Below are 22,486 nucleotides of genomic sequence, written 5' to 3' on the forward strand. Positions count from 1 at the left end.
CCTCTTTCTGGAAGATCAGGAGGTACGTTCGGCCACGAGCACCGGCCGTTCCGGCAGCGACACACTCACCGCGGCACCCGCTGTGAGCTCGGCGGCCACGTGCGCGGGCAGATCGGCCTTCACGGCGGTGCCGTCGGCGAGCCGGACGGTGACACGGACGGCCGCGCCCAGGAAGGACGTGGCGACCACGCGGGACTTCCCGTCGGGCTCGGCCCGTACCCGCACGGCCTCCGGCCGCACCAGCACGTCGATCTCGGTCGCGGACGGTACCGGGCCGTCGACCGGCAGCCGCTGCCCGAGCACGTCGACCGTGCCGTCGGCGAGGCGTCCCGGGATCCGGCTCATCGTGCCGACGAACTCGGCGACGAAGGCGGTGGCGGGGCGGGCGTACAACTCGCTCGGCGCCGCGCACTGTTCGAGCTTCCCGGCGTGCATCACGGCGACCCGGTCCGCCATGGACAGGGCCTCCTCCTGGTCGTGGGTGACGAACAGGGTGGTGATGCCCAGCTCCTGCTGGAGCCGCCGGATCTCCTCGCGCAGGGTGAGCCGCACCTTGGCGTCCAGCGCCGACAACGGCTCGTCGAGCAGCAGCACGCGCGGGCGCAGGGCGAGCGCCCGGGCGAGCGCGACGCGCTGCTGCTGACCGCCGGAGAGCTGGTGCGGGAACCGCCCGCCCTTCTCGGCGAGCCCGACCAGTTCCAGCAACTCGGCGGCCCTGGACCGTCGTTCGGCCGTCCGGACCTTGCGCATCCGCAGTCCGAAGGCCACGTTGTCGAGCGCGTGGAGATGCGGGAAGAGGCTGTACGACTGGAAGACCATCCCGGCGTCCCGGCGGTGGGCCGGGACCCGGGTCACGTCCTCGCCGTCCACCAGCACTTCCCCTGAGTCGGGGTGTTCGAAGCCGGCGAGCATTCTGAGCGCGGTGGTCTTGCCGCAGCCGGACGGGCCGAGCAGGGCGACGAGCTCACCGGGCCGGACGGTCAGGTCAAGGCCGTCGAGGGCGAGGGTCGGGCCGAACTCCCGCCTGATCCCCCGGAATTCGACGGTTGCCGCTGTTTCAAGCATGGATCATCCCCGGGAAGTAGTACGGGTACGGCCGCCGAAGCCGGCCAGGACGAGGAGCAGCACCCACGTCACGAGCAGGCTGAGCACGGACACGGCGACGGACAACTGGGCCTGCGAGCCGCTGACGTTGACGATCCACACGGCGAAGGGCGTGAAGCCCAGGAGCCGGGCCACGGTGAACTCGCCGAGCACCAGGGCCAGCGTGAGGAAGGAGGCGTTGAGCAGGGCGCCGCGCAGATTGGGCAGTACGGCCTGGACGAGGGCCTGCGGCCAGCCGGCCCCGCAGCTGCGGGCGGCCTCCACAAGGGTGCGGACGTCGACGGCGCGGAGCCCGGCGTCCAGTGCCCGGTAGACGAACGGCAGGGCCATCACGACGTAGGCCAGGACCAGGACGAAGGGGAAGTCGGGGTTCTGGATCGCTACGAAGGTCTCGAAGAGCGGGGTGCGGGAGAGGTGGTCGGGCCCCCACTTGAGGACCGTGCCGAGGCCGGCGACGAACGCGATCGGCGGGACGACGAGCGGCAGCGAGCACACCACCTCGACGAGCGGCCTGAGCCGGGGGGCGCCGAGCCGCAGCGCGACCATCGCGGGCACCATCAGCAGCAGGACGACGGCGATGGTGGCGAGGGCCAGCTCCAGCGAGAGCAGCAGGCTGGAGACGAACCCGTCGGTGGAGAGGATCTGTGTGTACGCGTCGAAGGTGATGCCCTGGCCGGGTACGTCGACGGTGAAGACGACGGACGCGGCGAGCGGCACCAGGAAGTACAGCCCGGCGAGGCCGAGCACGCCCCACCGCCACAGGTTCAGGCGAGCCATCGCGCGCTCCTCCGCTGCAGGGGCAGGTACACGGCCATGACCAGGCCTGCGACCAGGACCATGTCGAGGCTGAGGGCGAGCGCCACGTTCTCCTGGCCGACGAGCACGTTGCCGGAGATCGCGTCGGCGATCTGGAGGGTGACCAGAGGGATGGAGCTGCCCACCATCGCGGCGGCGGTGGCGTAGGCGGCGAAGGCGCTGCCGAAGAGCAGCACGAACCCGCCGAGAAGTGTGGGCAGCAGGACGGGCAGGGCGACAAAACGCCAGTACTGCACGCCCGTCGCCCCGTTGTTCTGCGCCGCCTCGCGCCACTGGGTGCGCAGTCCGTCCAGGGCGGGCGTGATCGTGAGCACCATGAGAGGGATCAGGAAGTACAGGTAGACGATGACGAGGCCCCAGAAGCTGTAGAGGTCCCAGCCCTTGTCCGTGAGGTCCAGATCCCGGGTCAGTACGCCGGCGTTGCCGAGCGTGGCGACGAAGGCGAAGGCCAGCGGGACTCCGCCGAAGTTGGCGAGGACTCCGGACGCGGTGAGCACGGCCTCGCGCAGCGCACGGAAGCGGGAGGACACCACGGCCTGGGCCAGCGGCAGACCGAAGAGAGTGGCCAGGGCGGCGGACACGGCCGACAGCTTCACGCTGCCGAGCAGCGCGGTGAGATACGCGCCCTTGAGGGAGGCCGTCAGGTTGTCGACAGTGTACGAAGTCGCCCCGGTGGCAGGGTCCTTGGCGGTGAACGCGCCGTCCAGCATGGCGATCGCGGGCAGCCCGAAGGCGACCGCGACGAACGCGAGCAGCGGGACGACGGCGATCCAGCCGAGGGACGGGCGCCGCCGCTTCACCTGAGCGGCGGGCGCCGTGTCCACCCGTACGGCGGTGGCCGTCATCCGGAGACGGCCTTCGCCCAGCCCTGTCCGAGGACCGTCTTGGCCTTGTCCTGCTGGGCCTCGGTCGGGAAGGACGGGGTGCCGGTGACCTGGGGCAGCTTGGCGGCGGCCGTCTTGTCGAGGGTGCCGGCCTTCTCCATGGCGGTCATCAGGGCCGGGCGGGCGTATCCCTTGAGCCACAGGTTCTGGCCCTCGGTGCTGTAGAGGTACTCCTGCCACAGGCGGGCGGCCGCGGGGTGCGGGGCGTCCTTGTTGACGGCCTGGGAGTAGTACTGCGAGAACTGGCCGTCGCTCGGCACCGACACCTTCCAGTCGACGCCCTTGGACTTGAACTCGTCGGCGTACCCGGCGTTCAGGTAGTCCCAGTCGATGCTGATCGGCGTCTCGCCCTTCTCGACGGTGGCCGGGGTCGACTCGACGGGTGTGTAGTTGCCGTTCTTCTTGATCTTGGCGAAGAAGTCGAGGCCGGGCTGGATGTCGTCGAAGGAGCCGCCGCTCGCGAGCGAGGCCGCGTAGACGCCGCCGAAGGCCGAACCGGACTTGGTGGGGTTGCCGTTGAGGGCGACCTGGCCCTTGTACTGCGGCTTGAGCAGGTCGGCGAAGGTGGTGGGGCAGGTCTTGACCCGCTTGGCGTCGCAGCCGATGGAGATGTAGCCGCCGTAGTCGTTGTACCAGCGGGCCTGCGGGTCCTTCTGCCCGGTGGGGATGTCGCCGTACGACGCCACCTTGTACGGCGCGAGCAGGCCCTGCTGGGCGGCGCTGAGGGCGAAGGAGCTGCCGAGGTCGAGGACGTCGGGCGCCCGGGTCTGCCCCTTGCGCGAGGTCACGGCGTTGATCTCGTCCTGGCTGGTGCCGTCGGGGTTCTCGACGGAGATCTTGATGCCGTACTTCTTCTGGAAGCCGTCGATGAGGGCACCGTAGTTGGCCCAGTCGCGGGGCAGTGCGATGGCGTTGAGCGTGCCCTCCTTCTTCGCCGCGGCGACCAGCTTGTCCATACCGCCGAAGTCGGCGGCTGAGGTGGCGGTGGCGGCGTTCTTGCCGTCGGCGGTGGTCGACGCGGTGTCGGGGGCGGCGCCGCACGCGCTCAGAGCGAGGGCGGCGAGGACACCGAGGGCGGCTGTTCTCGGCAGGGACACGGTCACGGCTTCTCCAGGGGACGCGCGAGGGTGCAGGAGCCAAAGGGGAATCACTTGTCTGAACAAGTTGGCCTCAGTAAGGCTGCCGCTGGTGTCGCGCCGGTAAACACTGGCGAAACGCTGACCCCGAGTTCCCGCACAATCTGAGCCCTCTCCATCGCCCTCGGGATGTCGACTACCCTGGTCACTCTGTGCACAGAGACCGACTCAGAGGGGAAGCATGGGGGCGCGACACGAGGAGATCGCCGACGAACTGCGTCGGGCGATCGACCGCGAGGAGTACACCGTCGGCAGTCTGCTGCCCGCCGAGACGGAGCTCGCGGCGCACTACGGCGTCTCACGCGGGACGGTCCGCCAGGCGGTCGCGACGCTGACCACCGAGGGTCTGATCGGCTCCCGACAGGGGGCCCGTCGCGTGGTCCTGGCCAGCCGCCGCAGCCAGAGCTTCGCGGAGCTCAGGAGCTTCGCCGAATGGGCCCGGGCGATGGGCCGTGCGGCGACCGGCCGGGTGGTGGCACAGGAGTACAGGCCGGCCACGAAGGAGGACTCGGTGCGTCTCCAACTGGCCACGGGCACACCGGTGTTGCATGTCCTGCGGGTGCGCGGGCTGGACGGCGAACCGGTGTTGCTGGAGCGGACGGTGTACGCCGACTGGATCTCCCCGACCGTCGAGTCCATCGAGCCCGAGTGCCCCTCGGTCACCCAACGCCTGTACGACGACACGGGGTTGGTCTTCGCTTACGGGGAACACGTCATCGACGCGGTGGCGGCGGGGGCGCAGGACGCGGACCTGCTGGAAGTCCGCCGCACGAGCCCGCTCCTGAGGGTCCGCCGGGTGACCACCACCCGTGAAGGACGCCCGGTCGAGTGGTCGGACGACCGCTATCGTTCGGATGCGGTGAGCTTCAGCGTGCACAACTCGATCGGCAACAACACGCTGGCGCGGAAGACGGCGGATCAGAGCGTGGAACGCGGCCTCAGAAGCCGCACCACCACCCCCTAGGGAGGTTCCGGTGAACATCGCCGCGTTGCCCCGGATCGACGAGCACATGACCGTGGTCGCGGCCGAAGGCGGTGCCGTCTGGCACGCGCTCGGCGAGACCCTGGAACAGTCCTTCGGCCGACCCCGCTCCACCGGCTACGCCCGCCTCGTCGGCGTCGCCGACCGCACGGCGTCCGGACCCCGGCCCCTCGCCGCGGGGTCGGCCTTTCCCGGGTTCCGGGTGGCCGGCGCGGTCCCGGGACGGGAGCTGGTCCTCGTCGGACGGCACCACTTCTCGACGTACGCCCTGGTCTTCCGCCTGGAGGAGGCCACCCCAGGACGCACCCGGCTGCGGGCCGAGACCCGGGCACGGTTCCCCGGGCCCGGCGGTGCCCTCTACCGGCTGCTGGTCATCGGCACGGGCGCACACGCCCTGCTCACCGGGCGGCTGCTGGCGGCGGTCCGGCGTCGTGCCGAGCAGGTCAGGTAGGCGAGCCCGAGGAGAAGCGGCGCAGCAACGGGGAGAGGACCAGGACCGACTTGGTGCGCTCCACGAACGGCTCCCCCGCGATCCGCTCCAGGACCCGTTCGAAGTGCCGCATGTCGGAGGCGAAGACCTGGACGACCGCGTCGGCCTCTCCGGTGACGGTGGAGGCCGCCACCACCTCCTGGTAGCGCTCCAGACCCCGCTGGATGGTCTCCGGGGAGGTGTTGCGCCGGCAGTAGATCTCGACGAACCCCTCGGTCTCCCAGCCGAGGGCCGCCGGGTCCACCCGTACGGTGAATCCGGTGATGGCCCCGGTGGCGCGCAGCCGGTCCACGCGGCGCTTCACGGCGGGCGCGGACAGACCGACGATCTGCCCGATGTCCGCGTAGGAGCGGCGGGCGTCCTCGGCGAGGGCGTGCACGATGCGTTCGTCGAGATCGTTCAGCACGGTGGGTGGATCAGCCTTCGGGTGTTGCGAGTCGGGAACGGCGATGGCCGTACAGGAAGTAGAACACGAGCCCGACGGCCATCCAGACCCCGAAGACCACCCAGGTGACGGTGGACAGGCTGCCCATCATCCAGACGCAGAAGGCGAAGCCCAGGGCCGGGAAGACCGGCGAGAGCGGGACGCGGAAGGTGCGGGGCATGTCGGGGCGGGTCCGGCGCAGCACCACGACGGCGATGTTGACCAGGGCGAAGGCGAAGAGCGTGCCGATGCTGGTGGCGTCCGCGAGCTGGCCGAGGGGGATGACGGCCGCAAGCACCCCGCAGAACAGGGACACGATCACCGTGTTCGCCCGGGGCGCGCCGGTCTTCGGGTGGACCCGGGCGAACACCTTCGGCGCGAGTCCGTCCCGGGACATCGCGAAGAGAATGCGGGTCTGGCCGTAGAGCACGGTCAGGACGACGCTCGCGATGGCGATGACCGCGCAGAACGCCAGCAGGGTGCCCCAGAAGCTCTGCCCGGTGACCTCGCGCATGATCTGGGCGAGGGCGGCCTCGGAGTCGTTGAAGTGCTGCCAGGGCTTCGCGCCGACCGCGACGGCGGCGACCAGCACGTACAGCGCGGTCACGATGACCAGCGACAGCATGATCGCGCGGGGCAGGTCGCGCTGGGCGTTCTTCGCCTCCTCACCGGCCGTGGAGGCGGCGTCGAAGCCGATGTACGAGAAGAAGAGCGTGGCACCGGCCGCGCTGACCCCCGCCATGCCGAGCGGCATGAAGTGCTCGTAGTTGCCGGAGCGGAAGCCCTGGATTCCGATCGCGCAGAACAGCACCAGCGCGGCGATCTTCACGACGACCATGACGGTGTTGGCGCGGGCGGACTCGCGGGCCCCGCCCAGCAGGAAGGCCATGGCGAGGAGGACGACGATCAGCGCCGGGAGGTTGAAGACGCCGCCGTCGCCGGGCGGGGCGGACAGCGCGTCCGGGATGGTGACGCCGATGGTCCCATCGAGGAGCTCGTTCAGGTATTCGCCCCAGCCGACGGCCACGGCCGCGACCGAGACGCCGTACTCCAGGACCAGGCACCAGCCGCAGATCCAGGCGATCAGTTCGCCCATCGTTGCGTACGCGTACGAGTACGAGGACCCGGCGACCGGGATGGTGCCCGCGAGCTCGGCGTAGGAGAGGGCCGAGAAGAGGGCGGTGAGGCCGGCGATCACGAAGGAGAGGGTGACGGCGGGACCTGCCTTCGGCACGGCCTCGCCCAGCACGACGAAAATGCCGGTGCCCAGGGTGGCGCCGATGCTGATCATCGTCAGCTGCCACAGTCCGAGGGAGCGCCTCAGGGCCCCTCCCTCGCCCTGGCCGCCCTCCGCGACCAGGCGTTCCACGGGTTTGCGCCGCATGAGGCGCGCGCCGAGCCCCGGGGACGTGGGGGCTTCTTGGGTGCGGTGGTGCGTGGGTGCACCTTGGTCGAGCACGCGCTGACTCCTTCGTCGCTGCAGATGAGTACAGCGCAGCACCCTACGAGCCCGGACGTCACAGTCGTAATGCAGCAACCTTGCACGCACTCGCAAGATCGTTGCGTTCCGAGCCGATGGGCGGGCGTTCGTTGCGCGTGCCCCTGCCGGGTGCCGATCAGCCCTCGTCAGCGGTCCTCCGGCTCCCCCGCCACGGCCCGCGCCTCAGCCACGTCCGACTCGTCGAACCCCATCTGGCCGGGCTTGCCGTACGCCTCCCGCTGGGCGTCGATCCAGCGTGTGTGGGCCTCCCACGCGGCCTGTTTGCTGGTTCCCATCGCGGCCCCGATCTGCGACCAGGAGGCGCCGGCCTCGCGGGCCGCGCGCACGGTCAGCTGACGGCCGTAGGACGCCTTGCGGGCCACGACCTCGCTCAGTGCGAGGAGTTCGAGCAGTTCGGCCCGGTCGGGGGTGTCCGTGGCCATCGCCTCCCGCATGCGCAGCTCGTCGAGCCGGGAGACGGCGGTCAGCAGGGTGTACTGCGGCTCGATGCTCTCGGGTGTCGTCATGCTCCCAGATTTCCGTCAAGCAGGCTTGACGTCAAGGTGGCCTGACGAAAGTGCTCGGACGAGGAACGTGCAGGCGTCGACACACTCACGGGTCGTGCCGTCGTGGTCCCGGTACGAGTAGCGGTCCAGGTAGTCGGTCACCGGCCGGTAGCCGAGCCGTGCGTACAGTGCCGCCGCGCGCGGGTTGTCCTGCCCGACCCCGATGCCCACGGTCGTCAGACCCCGCTTGCGGGCCAGTTCCTCGGCGGCCCGGATGAGCTCGGTGCCGATCCCCTGGGAGCGCAGTTCCCGGGGCCGGACCGCGAGGCCGCCGATCTCGGGGCAGTCCAGGGTGACCTCCGGGGCGGCACACCCGATCCAGCGCATCTCCGCGTGCCCCACGGGCCGCCCCTCCAGCCAGGCGACGAGATACGTGCACTCCCCCGCCTCCTGCCGCGCGAACCGCCGGGCGTGGAAGGACGTGGCTCCGGGCGATCCCATGTACCGGTCGAGCAGTGCGACATCGCCGCTCCGGCAGACGCTGATCTCCATACGACGACCGTACGGACCGGGAAGGCGAACGGCCCCCGATTTTCAGCGGGGGCCCCGCACAGCGGACGGACTCAGCTCCAGCTGGCGTGCAGCGGCTTGCCCTCGGCGTAGCCGGCCGCGCTCTGGATACCGACGACCGCCTTCTCGGCGAACTCCTCCAGGGAGCCGGCACCGGCGTAGGTGCAGGAGGAGCGGACGCCCGCGATGATCGAGTCGATCAGGTCCTCCACGCCCGGGCGGGCCGGGTCGAGGAACATCCGGGAGGTGGAGATGCCCTCCTCGAACAGCGCCTTGCGGGCCCGGTCGTACGCCGACTCGTCCGACGTACGGTTGAGCACCGCCCGCGCGGACGCCATGCCGAAGGACTCCTTGTAGAGCCGTCCGCCGGCGTCCTGCTGAAGGTCGCCCGGCGACTCGTAGGTGCCCGCGAACCAGGACCCGACCATCACGTTGGACGCGCCGGCTGCCAGCGCCATGGCGACGTCGCGCGGGTGCCGGACACCGCCGTCGGCCCAGACGTGCTTGCCGTGCTTCCTCGCCTCGGCCGCGCACTCCAGGACCGCCGAGAACTGCGGCCGGCCGACGCCGGTCATCATGCGGGTGGTGCACATGGCGCCGGGCCCCACACCGACCTTGACGATGTCCGCGCCCGCCTCGACCAGGTCCCGCACACCCTCGGCGGCCACGATGTTGCCGGCCACGATCGGGACCTGCGGGTCGAGCGCCCGGACCGTCCTGATCGCGGTGATCATCGACTCCTGGTGGCCGTGCGCGGTGTCGATGACGAGTGTGTCGATGCCCGCGTCGAGCAGCTGCTTGGCCTTCTCCGCGAAGTCGCCGTTGATGCCCACGGCGGCGGCGATGCGCAGCCTGCCGCGGGCGTCCACGGCCGGGGTGTACAGCGTGGCCCGCAGGGCGCCCTTGCGGGTGAGGATGCCGGCGAGGCGGCCGTCCTGGTCGACCGCGGGGGCGTAGCGGCGGTTGGCCGCGTCGAGGCGGTTGAAGGCCTCACGGGGGTCGATGTCCGCGTCGAGGAGCAGCAGATCGCGCGACATGACTTCGGTGAGCTGCGTGAAACGGTCGACCCCGGTCAGGTCCTGGTCGGTGACGACACCGACCGGCCGCTGCTCCTCGTCGACGACCACGCCGGCGTTGTGCGCACGCTTCGGCAGCAGCGCCAGCGCGTCGGCGACGGTCTGGTGCGGGGCCAGCACGATCGGGGTGTCCAGGACGTGGTGGCGGCTCTTCACCCAGGAGACGACCTCGGTGACGACCTCGATCGGGATGTCCTGCGGGATGACCGCGAGGCCACCGCGGCGGGCCATGGTCTCCGCCATGCGACGCCCGGCGATGGCGGTCATGTTGGCGACGACCAGCGGGATCGTGGTGCCCGTGCCGTCCGGGGAGCTGAGGTCCACGCCCTGCCGCGAGCCGACGGCGCTGCGACTCGGGACCATGAAGACGTCGTCGTACGTCAGGTCGTACGGGGGCTGGATGTCGTTGAGGAAACGCACGTGCTGCACATCCCAGTCGATCAGAGGTGGCCCCCGGACAGGTCAGCCAGGGGGAAAGAGCACGTACTTCATTCTCCCATGCCGGCGGATTGGCACCCACGGGCGAATCGTCCAGACCGGCCGGAGGGGCCTTAGGACGAACCTCCAAGGGCGAGCGCCACGGTGAGCGCGGACGCCTGCGCGAACACCTCGCGCGCGGTCGCCCACTCCTCCGGCCGCGCCCCGGCGTACCGGTCCCAGTTCCGTACGACGACGACGGTCTCCGCTTCGACAGCGTCCTCGGAGCCGTCCTCGGACCACAGGCCCGGGTCGGAGAGGACGTCGGCCAGCGCGTCCCAGTTGCGGCCGAACCAGTCCGGCAGCCGCAGGTCCCGGACGCAGCGGTCCATCAGGCCCGCCTTGTCCGCGACCCCGTCGAGGTCCAGCGTGACCACGCGTGCCGTCATCTCAGTACCGCCCTGAACGAGTCGTAGTGATCATCGGTGTAGTAGATCTCCCCACCCTGTCCGGTGACGATGCGCCGGGCCCCGCGATCGCGCGAGCCCGGCGTGGGGACGGTGTATTCGTGGTAGTAACCGCGCTGGTGCGCGGGCAGCAGCCGCTCGAAGTTCCCGAAGACCGAGCCGTCCTTGGCGTACGGGAACGGACCGCCTCTGTCGACGAGTTCGAGTGTCTGCCGGGCCTCGGCGGGGAGCTTCGACTCCTGGACGGTGGCCAGGCCGCCCCGCGCGGGATCGCTGTCGGTGGCCGAACACCCCGTCAGGACCAGTACGCACAGAAGCACTCGGGAGACGAACCGCAGCAGCATGCGCTCGATGCTGCCACGGCGTCCCCTCATGACCTTCCGTCAGGGCCCGTCCGGGTCCGCCCTGTTGAGCGCCGGCTTCGGCGTCGTCCCCGCCGTCATCAGGTAGTCCGCGGCGGAGGTGTCCGTCACCAGGCTGGTGACGAGTCCGGACCGCAGCACCGCGTCGATCGCGGCCGCCTTGCGCTGTCCGCCCGCGATCGCGACGACCTCGGGGATACGGCGGAGCTGGTCGGCCTTGACGGTGATGCACCGCTCGCCCAGGTCCCGCCCGACCCGGCGCCCTTCGGAGTCGAAGAGGTGCGCGGACATCTCGGCGGCGACCCCGAGCGAGGCGTAGTGACCGCGCTCCTCGTCGCTGAGCATGTCGTGCACCGTCGAGATGCCCGGCTCCCAGGAACCGATGGAGACACAGGCGACCGTGACCTTGTCGAAGTACTCGAAGGCCCGGGCGATCCCGGGCTGGTTGCGCAACGCGGCCGCGGTGGCCGCGTCCGGCAGCAGCATCGGCGCGTAGATGGGGTGGGCGTCCCCGCCGGACACCTGGGCGGCCCGACGCACCGCCTCCACCGAACCGCGCTCGGCGGTCCCGGCGTCGTACACCCCCGTCAACTGCACCACCGTGCACGGTGGCAGCCGGTTGAGGGCGGCCGCCATGTGGATGGTGGAACGACCCCAGGCCAGGCCCAGGATGTCGCCCTCGTCGACCAGTTCGCCGAGCAGGTCGGCGGCCACTTCTCCCAGGTTCTCGGGGTCCGGCGAGTCCTGGGCCTCGGCCGGGGACTCCACCACGACGGCGTGCCTGAGGCCGTAGCGGGCGCGGAGCGCGTCGGAGCGCTCGGCGTCCAGCTCGGCCGGCACGCGGATCTCGATGCGTACGAGATCCCGTTCGAGGGCGGTCTCCAGGACCCGGGCCACCTTGAAGCGGCTGACGCCGAACTCCTCCGCGATCTGGATCTTGGACTTGCCCTCGAGGTAGAAGCGGCGGGCCATGGCCGCCGCCTGCACCAGCTCAGCGGGTCCCATCCGCATGGCTGACCGGCCAGCCGACATACCCGACACGGCGATCTCCTCACTGCTGTTCACATTCTGGATTCGCCGTTCATCCTTGCAGATCCGGCGCGCTTGATCAGCCCTGATCGAAGCCGTTCATGTTCCCTTGGCTCAGTGGTCGCAAGCCCACGAAGCCTTGGCAGTCGCCCCCTCCGCCTGATTGCGCAATACACGTACCGCCTCGGCCGGGTCGGACGCCCCGTACACCGCGGACCCGGCGACGAAGACATCGGCGCCCGCGTCCGCGCAGCGCTCGATGGTGGAGGCCGAGACGCCACCGTCGACCTGGAGCCACAGCTCAAGCCCGTGCTTGCTGATCAACTCGCGGGTCCGGCGAATCTTGGGGAGCATGATGTCGAGGAAGGCCTGTCCCCCGAAACCGGGCTCGACCGTCATGATCAGCAGCATGTCGAGTTCGGGGAGCAGGTCCTCGTACGGCTCGATGGGCGTCGCGGGCTTCAGCGCCATGGAGGCCCGTGCACCCTTGGCCCGGATCTCCCGGGCGAGCCGGACCGGAGCGGCGGCCGCCTCCACATGGAAGGTGACGGAGGAAGCCCCCGCCTCTACGTACTGGGGCGCCCAGCGATCGGGGGCCTCGATCATCAGATGGCAGTCCAGCGGGGTGTCCGTCGCACGGGCCAGAGACTCTACGACCGGCACACCGAGCGTGAGGTTCGGGACGAAATGGTTGTCCATGACGTCTACGTGGAGCCAGTCGGCTCCCTCAACCGCCTTCGCCTCGTCCGCGAGGCGGGCGAAGTCGGCGGACAGGATGCTGGGATTGATCTGCGCGGCCATGCCCCAAGCCTCCCATGCCGGGGCGCGAAGGGGCGCGCCGGTCCAGACCTAAGCCGTTCATCGGATGTTGTGGACGGCCTGTGCGTGCCATGCTGGGCGGCTGATCGGCTCGACTGGTGGCGCCGGGGGTGGCCATGACCGGGAATCGGGGCATCGCGCACTTCGTCTGCGGACGGCGTGCCAAGTGGGTCGTGCTGGCGCTGTGGTTGGCGGTGCTGTTCCTGACGGCGCCCCTGGCCTCCAAGCTCACCGACGCCCAGGACAACGACGCGGCCTCCTGGCTGCCCGGCTCCGCGGAGTCGACCCAGGTCCTCCAGCTCTCCGAGGACTTCAGGCCGGAACAGATCCCCGCGGTCGTCGTCTACGCGCGCGAGAGCGGTCTCACGCCGCAGGAGCGCGCCGCGATCGCCAAGGACACGGCCGAGATCAAGCAGCTCACGGCACACGGCGTCCGCGGCTCGGAGACCCGGGGCCCGATCTACGACCGGCGAAGCGACCCGCGCGCGGCCCAGATCCTCGTCCCGATCACCATGGACGAGAAGGGCTGGGAGGAGATCTCGCCCGCCGTCGACTCCATCCGTGACGTCGTGGGCAAGGGCGGCGACGGCCTCGCCGTGCACATCACCGGCCCCGGCGGCACGTCCGCGGACTTCTCCGAGGCCTTCGAGGGCATCGACTCGACTCTGCTGCTGTCGGCGATGGCCGTCGTCATCGTCATGCTGCTCATCACCTTCCGCAGCCCCACCCTGCTCCTGGTCCCGCTGCTCTCCGTGGTCGCCGCGCTGTTCACCGCGCAGGCCTTCATCTACCTGCTCGCCGCGCACGCGGGACTGACGGTCAACGGCCAGAGCGCGGGCATTCTGACCGTGCTCGTCTTCGGCGCGGGGACCGACTATGCCCTGTTGCTGGTCGCCCGCTACCGGGAGGAACTGCACCACCTCGAGGACCGCCACGAGGCGATGGTCCGCGCCCTGCACCGCGCGGGCCCGGCCGTGCTCGCCTCCGGCGCGACCGTCGTCCTGAGCATGCTGGTCCTGCTGACCGCCGAGATGAACTCGACCCGCGGCCTCGGCCCGGTCGCCGCGATCGGTGTCGCGGTCGCCCTGCTGGCGATGACGACCCTGTTCCCGGCCCTGCTGGTGATCTTCGGACGCTGGATCTTCTGGCCGGCCATCCCGCACTTCGGCGCCCCCGACCGCATCGAGACCGGCCTCTGGGCCCGCGCCGGACGACGTATGGCCCTCCGCCCCCGGATGGTCTGGAGCGCCACGGCCGCGGCCCTCGTGATCTGCTCGCTCGGCCTGATCCAGCTGCGTGCCGAAGGCATCAGCAACGCCGACGCGTTCACCGGGAAACCGGACTCGATCGTCGGCCAGGAGGTGTCCGCGGCATACTTCCCGGCGGGCAGCGGCGATCCCCTGGTCGTCGTCAGCAACCAGGCCCAGGCACGACAGGTCGGCGAGGCGGTCGCGGGAACGCGGGGAGTCGTGCCCACGTCCCTCGGCCTGCCACCGGGCACGAAACCGTCCCACGAAGGCAAGGTCCTCTTCGAGGCGACGATGACCGCCCCGGCCGACAGCGAGGCCGCGAAACAGACGGTGGAACGGGTCCGGGACGCCGTCCACGCGGTCCCGGAAGCCGACGCCCAGGTCGGCGGCGGTACGGCCGCCCTGCTGGACATGGACAAGGCGACCACGCACGACAACATCCTGATCATCCCACTGGTGCTCGCGGTCGTCCTGCTGATCCTGTGCGCCCTGCTGCGCGCCCTGATCGCCCCGCTGCTGCTGATCGGGACGGTGATCCTGTCCTTCGCGGCGGCCCTGGGCCTCAGCGCCCTGGCCTTCCGCCACGTGTTCGACTACGCGGGCGAGTCCACGGACTTCCCGCTGTTCGTCTTCGTCTTCCTGGTGGCCCTCGGCATCGACTACAACATCTTCCTGACCACCCGCATCCGCGAGGAGGCGGCCCACGGAGGCACCCGCGCGGGAGTGATCACGGGTCTGGCCGCGACCGGCGCCGTCATCACCTCCGCCGGTCTGGTCCTGGCCGGCACCTTCGCCGCTCTCGGCACCCTCCCGATGGTCGCCTTCGCGGAGATCGGCTTCACGGTGGCGCTGGGTGTCCTGCTGGACACCTTCATCGTGCGGTCGGTGCTGGTGACGTCGTTGTTCCTGGACGTGGGAGCAAAGGTGTGGTGGCCGCACAGCATGGCCAAGGAGGAGCCGGCCGACCCGGGCACGCGGGGAACCCAGCGACCGGCCACAACGGCGCCGCCGACACGCGACTAGATCACCCCGTCCTACGGATGACCGCCAGATACATCGCATCGGTCCCGTGCACATGCGGCCACAACTGAACGTCCGGGCCCTCCCCCAGCTCCGGCACACCGGGGAACAACGACCTCGCATCGACAAGCTCGGCGGACGGCCACTGCTTGAGCACGTCCTCCACCACCGCCCGGGTCTCCGCAAGGTGGGGCGAACACGTGGCGTACCCGACAACCCCGCCGACCCTGACGGAGTCCAGCGCCGTGCTCAACAACCCCCGCTGCAACGGCCCGAACCCCTCCAGATCCTCGGGCCGCCGCCGCCACCGAGCCTCCGGCCGCCGCCGCAAGGCCCCGAGCCCCGTGCACGGCACATCCATCAGCACCCGGTCGAAACTCCCCGGCTGCCACGGCGGCCGGGTCCCGTCCGCGGCGATGACCTGGTACGGCCCGGGATTCCCGGCGAGCGCCTTGGCGACGAGCCCGGCCCGGTGCGGCTGCTTCTCGGAGGCGAGCAGCATGGCCCCACGCTCGGCGGCCAGTGCGGCGAGCAGCGCGGCCTTGCCACCGGGACCCGCACACCCGTCGAGCCACTTCTCGTCCCGGCCCTCGACAGGCGCGTTCGCGAGGGCCAGCGCGACGAGCTGACTCCCCTCGTCCTGCACCCCGGCCCGGCCTTCCCGTACGGCGTCGACGGCACCGGGCTCACCGCCCTCGGACAGCCGTACGGCATACGGCGACCAACGCCCTGCCACGGCGGACTCCTCGCGGAGCAGTTCCTCGGCGGTGGACCGCCCCGGCCGGGCGACGAGGGTCACCTCGGGCCGCTCGTTGTCGGCTTCCAGCAGCCGCTCGATGCCGGCCCGCCCGCCGCCGAGGGAGTCCCACAGCGCGGAGACGACCCAGCGGGGGTGGGAGTGGACGACGGCGAGATGGTCCTCGGGATCGTCCTCGTAGGGCGGCGCCACCTTGGCGATCCACCCGTCGAGGTCGTCCTGCGCGACCTTCCGCAGCACGGCGTTGACGAACTTGGCGCGTCCGTCCCCGAGTACGACGCGCGCGAGCTCGACGGAGGCGGACACGGCGGCGTGCGTCGGGATGCGCGTCCCGAGCAGCTGATGCGCCCCGAGGCTCAGCACGTCGAGCACCGGCGGATCGACCTCGCGGAGCGGCCGGTCGACACACTCGGCGATGATCGCGTCGTACGTCCCCTGCCGGCGCAGTGTCCCGTACACGAGCTCGGTGGCGAGCGCCGCGTCCCGCGCCTCGAAGCCGCCCTTCTCCCGCGCCTTCCGCAACAGCGGCGGCAGGACGAGGTTGGCGTACGCGTCCCGCTCGTCCACGGCCCGCAGCGCCTCGAAGGCGAGGATGCGGACGGGGTCCTTCTGGGGCCGACGGTAGGGCTTGCCGGTTTTGTGGGGCCGACGGGGCTGGTCGCTCACGAAAAAGGTGCTCCGGATTCAAGGTCTGGTGACGCCCCAAGCGTACGTCCGCGGGAGCGACGTCACCCTTCGAGGGCCGGGTGATGCCGAGGCAAGGCGTCACATGCCGGAGCCGGGCTCGCGCCCGATCCCACCGACCACCGCCGCGACGGAGCCTCGACGACCGACGCCGCCAACCGCGACTCCCGCCTCCTGCCCACACGACCCGACAAAGACACAGGCACCCCAAGGACCCAGGCCGCCGACCGCCGACGCAACCACCCACCCGACCCACCGACCACCGCCGCACGACGGGAACCCGGCCCCCGGTACTCCGACGACGGACGCCGCCGACCGCGACTCCTGCCTCCTGCCCACACGACCTGACAAAGACACAGGCACCCCAAGGACCCAGACCGCCGACGCGACCACCGCCCCCGACCCACCGACCACCGCCGCACGACGGGAACCCGGCCCCCGGCACTCCGACGACCGACGCGACCCGACCCGTGGCGCGCCTTCCGGCTTCCCGCCCTCACGCTCGCCGTCCGGACCAGCGTCGGCAGCCTGGTCCGGCGCCACCGGCCCGTGCCGGAGAACGGCGCTCTGCGGCTCGCCGTTGACGACCAACAGGCTGACCGGCCACGATCAGCAACCCGCCCACGCCGTCACCGAGGCGTCACCCGCCGACGGTCTCCCCGTCCGAGATCCTGACGCCCCGCGCCCAGTCCGCGGCCTTCATCGGCTTCTTCCCCTGTGCCTGCACCCACAGCAACTCGACGCCGTACGACCCGGTGCCGACGTGGACGCTGTTCTTGCCGACGGAGAGGGCGCCGGGGGCGAGATCCGTCCGGTCGGGAACCGGCTGGACCTGGATGAGCTTGAGCCGCTCGCCGCGGAAGGTCGTCCAGGCACCGGGCGAGGGGTGACACCCCCGCACGACCCGGTCCACCCGCAGGGCAGGCGCGGCCCAGTCGACCCGCGCGTCCTCGACGGTGATCTTCGGGGCGACGGTGATGCCTTCCGACGGCTGCGGTACCGCCTTCAGCGTGCCGTCGGCGATGCCGTCCATGGTCGCGGCGAGCAGGCCGGCACCGGCGAAGGCGAGCCGGGTCAGCAGGTCACCACTCGTGTCGGTGTGCCGGATCTCCTCGGTGACGGTGCCGTAGACGGGCCCGGAGTCGAGCCCCTCCTCGATGAGGAAGGTCGAAGCGCCCGTGATCTCGTCCCCCGCCATGATGGAGTGCTGCACAGGAGCGGCCCCACGCCAGGCAGGCAGCAGCGAGAAGTGCAGGTTGACCCAGCCGTGGGCGGGGATGTCGAGGGCGACTCGGGGCAGAAGGGCGCCGTAGGCGACCACGGGGCAGCAGTCCGGGGCGATCTCACGAAGCCGCTCGAGGAACTCCGGATCCCGCGGCTTGACGGGCTTCAGCACCTCGATCCCCGCCTCCTCGGCCCGCTCAGCGACCGGGCTCGCGACCAGCCTGCGCCCCCGCCCGGCCAGCGCGTCCGGCCGTGTGACGACGGCGGCGACCTCATGCCGCCCGGAGGCGATGAGAGCGTCCAGAGCGGGAACGGCGACCTCGGGGGTACCGGCGAAGACGAGCTTCATGGGTGGGCAGGGCCTCTCGGACGGGTGACTCGGACGGGTGACGGCGAGCAACACACAAGTCTATGGCGAGCTTCGACAGCCGCACGGCCGGAGAGGGACCCACGGGCGGGGCCCGTGGTCCGGGCCAAGGCGCGAACCCCTCACCCCCGGCGCACGCATATGCCGGTACGCCCCCAATGCGTGACCAGCGGAGCGTAAACGCGTTGGTCAAGAAAGAGTTGACCACAACGGGCCGCGATCGCGGCCCCGTCCTTTTCAACGCCGGTTCGAGAGGCTTGTTCATGGCCGACCACGCAACCCACGACGCCCAGGCTCGGGCCAGCCTGCACTTGCTGGTGCGGGACATCGAGCGGGTCCGCCGGCAGGTGGACGCACTGCGCACCCTGACCGCCCAGTTGGGCAACGTCTACCGCCCGCGCCGCTCCGGCCCCTCCACGGGCTTCGTCGTCTACGGACGCGCCCCAGCCCCCACGGTCCGTCTCGCGCAGGAACTGCGGGACAGTGTCGAGACCCTGGTGACGGCCGCGGTCGACTTCGACCGCTCGCTCGGCTTCTCGTGGGACGCGGTGGGCTCCGCCCTCGGCGTCACCAAGCAGGCGGTCCACCGTCGTTACGGCGCCCGCCGCGCCGCGGCCCAGGCGACAGCCGACGCCGAGCGGGCCACGGAGCCGTCGGGAGCCCGCACGGTCAGTGTCAACACCGGCATCCCCACGGTGCCTGCGGTTCCGACCGTTCCCGCGGCCCGCTCCATGCCGACCCAGCCCACCGCGGGCAGCCCCACCCTCCGCGACGAGGCTCGCCCCAACGCCTTCCCCGGTCCGCGCAACGGCTGACCCACTTCCCCCCTCTCTGCCCTCCCACCCCACGACCGGGAGGGCAGACGCATGTCCTCACACAGCCCCGACCCACGCGCGTCCCGCGGCCACCGCAGATCGCCGCGGCCTTACGGCTGCATCGGAACCGGTGGCGACCGGCTGCGACCACACGATCGCGTGGGCCCCCCGCCCCCGCGTCCAGATCGTCCGGCCCGTCTCTCGCGCCCGCTCCCCGACCGTCACCCGATGTCAGGCGGATCAATCCGCACCCAAACCGCCCCCTCACCACCACTGCCGCCCCGAGCCATCCGCGTAGCCTGCGCCGACTTGAGTGAAGACGCCAACGCCGCGCCCCTTCCCGGCGGCACCCGCACAAGCACCCGCTCCCACCGCTCCCCGACCGGAGGCGCCCCCACCCTCCGAGGCCCCCCCGCCACCGTCACCGGCAACGGCACAGGCCCCAACAACTCAGCCTCACGGGGCAGTTCCACGGCCGCCAGAAACTCGGCAAGCGCCTCCCCCGTCCCGGACACCGCGGCCATCCGCGACACCGGCGGAAAGCCCAACTCGGCCCGCTCCGCCAACTCCCGGACCGCATGCCCCACGGGGTCCCACCGCACCAGCGCCTGCACAGGCCGCAGCGTGGGCTCGGCAACCACCACCACCGTGCCCCCGGCCTCCTGCGCCCGCACCAGCGCCGACGCCCCGATCCACCGCCGTAGCGCATCCTCCCCGGCCCGCAGATCCGGCCGCCCGAGCATGGCCCACCCGTCCAGCAACAGCGCGGCGGCATACCCGCCCTCGGCGACGGGCTCCGCCCCCGGCGTGCTCACCACCAGCGCCGGCGCCCCCGGCACGGTGTCCAGCACATGTTCACGCCCGGACGTCCGCACCGGAACAGCCGGGAACGCCCGCCCCAACTCCTCCGCGGTACGCCGTGCCCCCACCACCTGCGCCCGGAGCCGGAAGCCCCCGCACTCCGGGCAGTGCCAGGCCGCCTCCTCGCGCCCACACCACCCGCACCGCAGCGCCGCCCCGGATTCCTGCCCCTCCAACGGCCCGGCACAGTGCCGACACCGCGCGGGCGCCCTGCAGTTGGCGCAGGCCATCCGCGGCACATACCCCCGCCGCGGCACCTGCACGAGCACCGGTCCGTGCCGCAACCCCTCCCTGACGGCCTGCCAGGCGAGCGTCGGCAGCCGGGCCGCCCGAGCCGCCTCGTCCCGCGCGAGATCCTGGTCCCCCACCGTCCGCACCAGCGGAGCGACGGCCCGCACCTGCTCCCGCGAGGCGACGAGCGGCCGCGCCCACCCGCTCTCCACAAGCTGCGCGGCCTCCACCGTGCAGCTCCAACTCCCCAGCAGGAAGCCGCACTTGTCCTGTGCCGCCCGCAACAGCAGCACCTCACGCGCATGCGGCTGCGGGGCGTGCGGCTCGCTGTGGCTGTCGTCGCCGTCGTCCCAGAGAGCGACGAGCCCCAGATCCCGCACCGGGGCGAACATGGCGGCTCGCGTCCCGACAACCGCCCGCACGGCCCCCCGCCGCACGGCCAGCCACTCCCGATACCGCTTCTCAGGCCCGGCGTCGGCGGTCAGGACCGCATGCCGCCCCTCCCCCAGTACCGAGGTCAGCGCGGCGTCGACCCGCGCGACGGCCCGCCCGTCCGGCACGACGACCAGCGCCCCCCGCCCCGAGGCCAAGGTCGCGGCCACGGCCCGCGCCAGCTCCTCACTCCACTCCGGCCCGGGCAGGGCGTTCCACACCGCGCGCGGTGCACCCCCCGAGGCCAGCGACTCCAGAAACGCGTCCCCCCGCTCGTACCGCCCCCAGGACCCCACCTCGGGCGCCGCGGGCGGCGGCAACGGCTCGGGCGAAGGCCGCTGCTCGGCCCGAGCGCTACGCGGCGGGACGGCGAGCTGCAACACATCCGCCAGACTCCCCGCATACCGGTCGGCTACGGCCCGAGCGAGCCCCAGAAGCTCCTCACTGAGCACCGGCTCCGGCGAGACGACCTGAGCGAGCGCCGCCAGCGGCCCGGAGTAGTCCGACTCGGCAAGCCGCTCGACCAGGAACCCGTCGATCAGCCCCCCGCCCTCACGCCGCCCTTCCCGGACCCGCCCACGCCCGGCCCCGAACCGTACCCGCACCCGCACCCCCGGCTGCGCATCCGCGTCGAGCTCCTCGGGCACGGCGTAGTCGAAGTACCGGTCAAGATGCAGTACCCCCTTGTCCACCAGCACCCGCGCGACCGGCAGCTCCCTGGCCAGCGCGGCCCCCCGCCAGGTCCGCGGCTTGGCCCGCGGCACCTTGGCCTTGCGCACACTCTCCCGAATCAGGGCAAGCTGCTCGGGCCGCGCTCCATCGGCGCCACCGTCCACGGACCCGTTCTCGCTGCTCACGCTTGCATTCTTACCAAACCCCACCGACAACTGACGCCGCCCGAACCCGCAGGTGCCCCTCTCCGGGCCCGTCCAGCGCGAGCCGGCGCTCGTCCGGCCGCTGACGCGCCGAGGCCCGGCGCCCCAAGGGGGCACCGGGCCTCGCGGCAAACCGCAGGGGCTTACTTCAAGGACTTACAGGCCCGCGGCCTTCCGCAGCTCCTCCACGCGGTCCGTCTTCTCCCACGTGAACTCGGGCAGCTCGCGGCCGAAGTGGCCGTACGCCGCCGTCAGGGAGTAGATCGGGCGCAGCAGGTCCAGATCGCGGATGATGGCGGCCGGGCGGAGGTCGAAGACCTCGTCGATGGCCTTCTCGATCTTCTCGGTGTCGATCTTCGCGGTGCCGAAGGTCTCCACGAACAGGCCCACGGGCTCGGCCTTGCCGATGGCGTAGGCGACCTGGACCTCGCAGCGGGAGGCGAGACCCGCGGCGACGACGTTCTTGGCGACCCAGCGCATGGCGTACGCGGCCGAGCGGTCGACCTTGGACGGGTCCTTGCCGGAGAAGGCGCCGCCGCCGTGGCGGGCCATGCCGCCGTACGTGTCGATGATGATCTTGCGGCCGGTCAGGCCGGCGTCACCCATCGGGCCGCCGATCTCGAAGCGGCCGGTGGGGTTGACCAGGAGGCGGTAGTTCTCCGTGTCCAGCTTGATGCCGTCGTCCAGGAGCGCCTTGAGCTCCGGCTCGACGACGAACTCGCGGATGTCCGGAGCGAGCAGGGAGTCCAGGTCGATGTCGGACGCGTGCTGCGAGGAGACGACGACCGTGTCGAGACGGACGGCCTTGTCGCCGTCGTACTCGATGGTGACCTGCGTCTTGCCGTCGGGGCGCAGGTAGGGGATGGTGCCGTTCTTGCGGACCTCGGAGAGGCGCTTCGCCAGGCGGTGCGCCAGGAAGATCGGCAGCGGCATCAGGGTGGGGGTCTCGTCCGTCGCGTAACCGAACATCAGACCCTGGTCGCCCGCACCCTGGCGGTCGAGCTCGTCCTCGTCGCCCTCGACCCGGTTCTCGTACGCCGTGTCGACGCCCTGCGCGATGTCCGGGGACTGCGCGCCGATCGACACCGAGACACCGCAGGAGGCGCCGTCGAAGCCCTTCTTCGAGGAGTCGTAACCGATCTCCAGGATCTTGTCGCGCACCAGCTGGGCGATCGGCGCGTAGGTCTTGGTGGTGACCTCACCGGCGACATGCACCAGGCCGGTCGTGATCAGGGTCTCGACCGCGACCCGGGACGTCGGGTCCTCCTTGAGGAGCGCGTCGAGGATGGTGTCACTGATCTGGTCAGCGATCTTGTCGGGGTGGCCCTCGGTCACGGACTCCGAGGTGAACAGACGACGGGACACAACGCTCCCTGGGGTTGCAGCGGCTGCTGGCTGATCATTGGCG

General features: G+C 71.3%; 21 protein-coding genes. 4 read left to right on the forward strand and 17 right to left on the reverse strand.

Annotated elements, in window-relative coordinates; all coding sequences use genetic code 11:
• Nucleotides 1–15 precede the first annotated feature (15 nt).
• The 4 genes from QF027_RS09170 to QF027_RS09185 are packed head-to-tail and all read right to left on the reverse strand — an operon-like array spanning nt 16 to nt 3,907.
• Nucleotides 16–1,065: an ABC transporter ATP-binding protein gene (locus QF027_RS09170; RefSeq protein ID WP_306984330.1), complete on the reverse strand. Its 1,050-nt coding sequence runs from the start codon at nt 1,063–1,065 to the stop codon at nt 16–18.
• 3 nt (nt 1,066–1,068) lie between these two features.
• On the reverse strand, nt 1,069–1,881 hold the full coding sequence (locus tag QF027_RS09175; protein WP_306984328.1) for an ABC transporter permease: 813 nt from the start codon (nt 1,879–1,881) through the stop codon (nt 1,069–1,071).
• Nucleotides 1,869–2,765: an ABC transporter permease gene (locus QF027_RS09180; RefSeq protein ID WP_307073893.1), complete on the reverse strand. Its 897-nt coding sequence runs from the start codon at nt 2,763–2,765 to the stop codon at nt 1,869–1,871. The genes QF027_RS09175 and QF027_RS09180 overlap by 13 nt, the downstream gene beginning before the upstream one ends.
• Nucleotides 2,762–3,907 (reverse strand): ABC transporter substrate-binding protein, encoded by a 1,146-nt coding sequence (locus QF027_RS09185; protein WP_307073895.1) that lies wholly within the window; start codon nt 3,905–3,907, stop codon nt 2,762–2,764. Before QF027_RS09185 ends, QF027_RS09180 begins: the two co-directional genes overlap by 4 nt.
• Nucleotides 3,908–4,121: 214 nt before the next feature.
• On the opposite strand from QF027_RS09185, the gene QF027_RS09190 reads away from it, so the two are divergent.
• Together QF027_RS09190 and QF027_RS09195 are read left to right on the forward strand one after the other, a co-directional pair.
• Complete coding sequence (locus QF027_RS09190) at nt 4,122–4,904, forward strand: GntR family transcriptional regulator (protein ID WP_306984322.1); 783 nt, start codon at nt 4,122–4,124, stop codon at nt 4,902–4,904.
• 10 nt (nt 4,905–4,914) lie between these two features.
• Nucleotides 4,915–5,373: a hypothetical protein gene (locus QF027_RS09195; RefSeq protein WP_307073897.1), complete on the forward strand. Its 459-nt coding sequence runs from the start codon at nt 4,915–4,917 to the stop codon at nt 5,371–5,373.
• Here QF027_RS09195 and QF027_RS09200 read toward each other — a convergent pair.
• The 9 genes from QF027_RS09200 to rpe all read right to left on the reverse strand — a co-directional run bounded on the left by QF027_RS09200 (nt 5,366) and on the right by rpe (nt 12,544).
• On the reverse strand, nt 5,366–5,818 hold the full coding sequence (locus QF027_RS09200; RefSeq protein ID WP_007380661.1) for an Lrp/AsnC family transcriptional regulator: 453 nt from the start codon (nt 5,816–5,818) through the stop codon (nt 5,366–5,368). The genes QF027_RS09195 and QF027_RS09200 overlap by 8 nt on opposite strands.
• A 10-nt stretch (nt 5,819–5,828) precedes the next feature.
• Complete coding sequence (locus tag QF027_RS09205) at nt 5,829–7,295, reverse strand: amino acid permease (protein ID WP_307073899.1); 1,467 nt, start codon at nt 7,293–7,295, stop codon at nt 5,829–5,831.
• Nucleotides 7,296–7,462: 167 nt separating this feature from the next.
• Nucleotides 7,463–7,843: a hypothetical protein gene (locus QF027_RS09210; protein WP_306984313.1), complete on the reverse strand. Its 381-nt coding sequence runs from the start codon at nt 7,841–7,843 to the stop codon at nt 7,463–7,465.
• Between the two features lie 15 nt (nt 7,844–7,858).
• The gene (locus tag QF027_RS09215) at nt 7,859–8,374 is read right to left on the reverse strand and encodes a GNAT family N-acetyltransferase (protein ID WP_307073900.1); all 516 of its coding nucleotides are present in this window, start codon (nt 8,372–8,374) and stop codon (nt 7,859–7,861) included.
• 71 nt (nt 8,375–8,445) lie between these two features.
• The gene (locus QF027_RS09220) at nt 8,446–9,888 is read right to left on the reverse strand and encodes a GuaB1 family IMP dehydrogenase-related protein (RefSeq protein ID WP_306986764.1); all 1,443 of its coding nucleotides are present in this window, start codon (nt 9,886–9,888) and stop codon (nt 8,446–8,448) included.
• Between the two features lie 131 nt (nt 9,889–10,019).
• Nucleotides 10,020–10,334 (reverse strand): barstar family protein, encoded by a 315-nt coding sequence (locus QF027_RS09225; RefSeq protein WP_307073902.1) that lies wholly within the window; start codon nt 10,332–10,334, stop codon nt 10,020–10,022.
• Nucleotides 10,331–10,696 (reverse strand): ribonuclease domain-containing protein, encoded by a 366-nt coding sequence (locus QF027_RS09230; protein WP_307082332.1) that lies wholly within the window; start codon nt 10,694–10,696, stop codon nt 10,331–10,333. The genes QF027_RS09225 and QF027_RS09230 overlap by 4 nt, the downstream gene beginning before the upstream one ends.
• Before the next feature lie 39 nt (nt 10,697–10,735).
• A complete protein-coding gene (locus QF027_RS09235; protein ID WP_306984308.1) occupies nt 10,736–11,779 on the reverse strand; it encodes a sugar-binding transcriptional regulator in 1,044 nt (347 codons plus the stop codon).
• 78 nt (nt 11,780–11,857) lie between these two features.
• A complete protein-coding gene (rpe, locus tag QF027_RS09240; protein WP_062045012.1) occupies nt 11,858–12,544 on the reverse strand; it encodes a ribulose-phosphate 3-epimerase in 687 nt (228 codons plus the stop codon).
• 134 nt (nt 12,545–12,678) lie between these two features.
• Here rpe and QF027_RS09245 point away from each other — a divergent pair, with 134 nt between their 5' ends.
• A complete protein-coding gene (locus QF027_RS09245; protein ID WP_307073904.1) occupies nt 12,679–14,835 on the forward strand; it encodes an MMPL family transporter in 2,157 nt (718 codons plus the stop codon).
• A 1-nt stretch (nt 14,836) separates the two neighbouring features.
• Here the strand turns inward: QF027_RS09245 and QF027_RS09250 are convergent, their stop codons facing one another.
• Together QF027_RS09250 and fmt are read right to left on the reverse strand one after the other, a co-directional pair.
• Nucleotides 14,837–16,255: an RsmB/NOP family class I SAM-dependent RNA methyltransferase gene (locus QF027_RS09250; protein ID WP_306984304.1), complete on the reverse strand. Its 1,419-nt coding sequence runs from the start codon at nt 16,253–16,255 to the stop codon at nt 14,837–14,839.
• A 658-nt stretch (nt 16,256–16,913) separates the two neighbouring features.
• The gene (fmt, locus tag QF027_RS09255; RefSeq protein ID WP_307073907.1) at nt 16,914–17,846 is read right to left on the reverse strand and encodes a methionyl-tRNA formyltransferase; all 933 of its coding nucleotides are present in this window, start codon (nt 17,844–17,846) and stop codon (nt 16,914–16,916) included.
• A 281-nt stretch (nt 17,847–18,127) separates the two neighbouring features.
• Between fmt and QF027_RS09260 the strand changes: the two genes are divergently transcribed.
• On the forward strand, nt 18,128–18,679 hold the full coding sequence (locus tag QF027_RS09260; RefSeq protein ID WP_306984300.1) for a hypothetical protein: 552 nt from the start codon (nt 18,128–18,130) through the stop codon (nt 18,677–18,679).
• A 221-nt stretch (nt 18,680–18,900) separates the two neighbouring features.
• Here the strand turns inward: QF027_RS09260 and QF027_RS09265 are convergent, their stop codons facing one another.
• Nucleotides 18,901–21,060, reverse strand: coding sequence for a primosomal protein N' (locus QF027_RS09265; RefSeq protein ID WP_306984299.1), 2,160 nt, complete (start codon nt 21,058–21,060; stop codon nt 18,901–18,903).
• Between the two features lie 174 nt (nt 21,061–21,234).
• Nucleotides 21,235–22,443 carry a methionine adenosyltransferase gene (metK, locus tag QF027_RS09270; RefSeq protein WP_306984297.1) on the reverse strand — a complete coding sequence of 403 codons (1,209 nt, stop codon included), beginning with the start codon at nt 22,441–22,443 and terminating at the stop codon, nt 21,235–21,237.
• Nucleotides 22,444–22,486 lie beyond the last annotated feature (43 nt).

This window comes from Streptomyces canus (assembly GCF_030816965.1).
Taxonomy (GTDB): domain Bacteria; phylum Actinomycetota; class Actinomycetes; order Streptomycetales; family Streptomycetaceae; genus Streptomyces; species Streptomyces canus_E.

What these genes read in the sequence shown, in the direction of transcription:
- QF027_RS09230 (WP_307082332.1), bottom strand. Translation starts at nt 10,696, where the DNA reads ATGCTGCTGCGGTTCGTCTCCCGAGTGCTTCTGTGCGTACTGGTCCTG.
- QF027_RS09190 (WP_306984322.1), top strand. Translation starts at nt 4,122, where the DNA reads ATGGGGGCGCGACACGAGGAGATCGCCGACGAACTGCGTCGGGCGATC.
- QF027_RS09215 (WP_307073900.1), bottom strand. Translation starts at nt 8,374, where the DNA reads ATGGAGATCAGCGTCTGCCGGAGCGGCGATGTCGCACTGCTCGACCGG.
- QF027_RS09260 (WP_306984300.1), top strand. Translation starts at nt 18,128, where the DNA reads ATGGCCGACCACGCAACCCACGACGCCCAGGCTCGGGCCAGCCTGCAC.
- fmt (WP_307073907.1), bottom strand. Translation starts at nt 17,846, where the DNA reads ATGAAGCTCGTCTTCGCCGGTACCCCCGAGGTCGCCGTTCCCGCTCTG.
- QF027_RS09170 (WP_306984330.1), bottom strand. Translation starts at nt 1,065, where the DNA reads ATGCTTGAAACAGCGGCAACCGTCGAATTCCGGGGGATCAGGCGGGAG.
- QF027_RS09180 (WP_307073893.1), bottom strand. Translation starts at nt 2,765, where the DNA reads ATGACGGCCACCGCCGTACGGGTGGACACGGCGCCCGCCGCTCAGGTG.
- QF027_RS09210 (WP_306984313.1), bottom strand. Translation starts at nt 7,843, where the DNA reads ATGACGACACCCGAGAGCATCGAGCCGCAGTACACCCTGCTGACCGCC.
- QF027_RS09175 (WP_306984328.1), bottom strand. Translation starts at nt 1,881, where the DNA reads ATGGCTCGCCTGAACCTGTGGCGGTGGGGCGTGCTCGGCCTCGCCGGG.
- rpe (WP_062045012.1), bottom strand. Translation starts at nt 12,544, where the DNA reads ATGGCCGCGCAGATCAATCCCAGCATCCTGTCCGCCGACTTCGCCCGC.
- QF027_RS09245 (WP_307073904.1), top strand. Translation starts at nt 12,679, where the DNA reads ATGACCGGGAATCGGGGCATCGCGCACTTCGTCTGCGGACGGCGTGCC.
- QF027_RS09225 (WP_307073902.1), bottom strand. Translation starts at nt 10,334, where the DNA reads ATGACGGCACGCGTGGTCACGCTGGACCTCGACGGGGTCGCGGACAAG.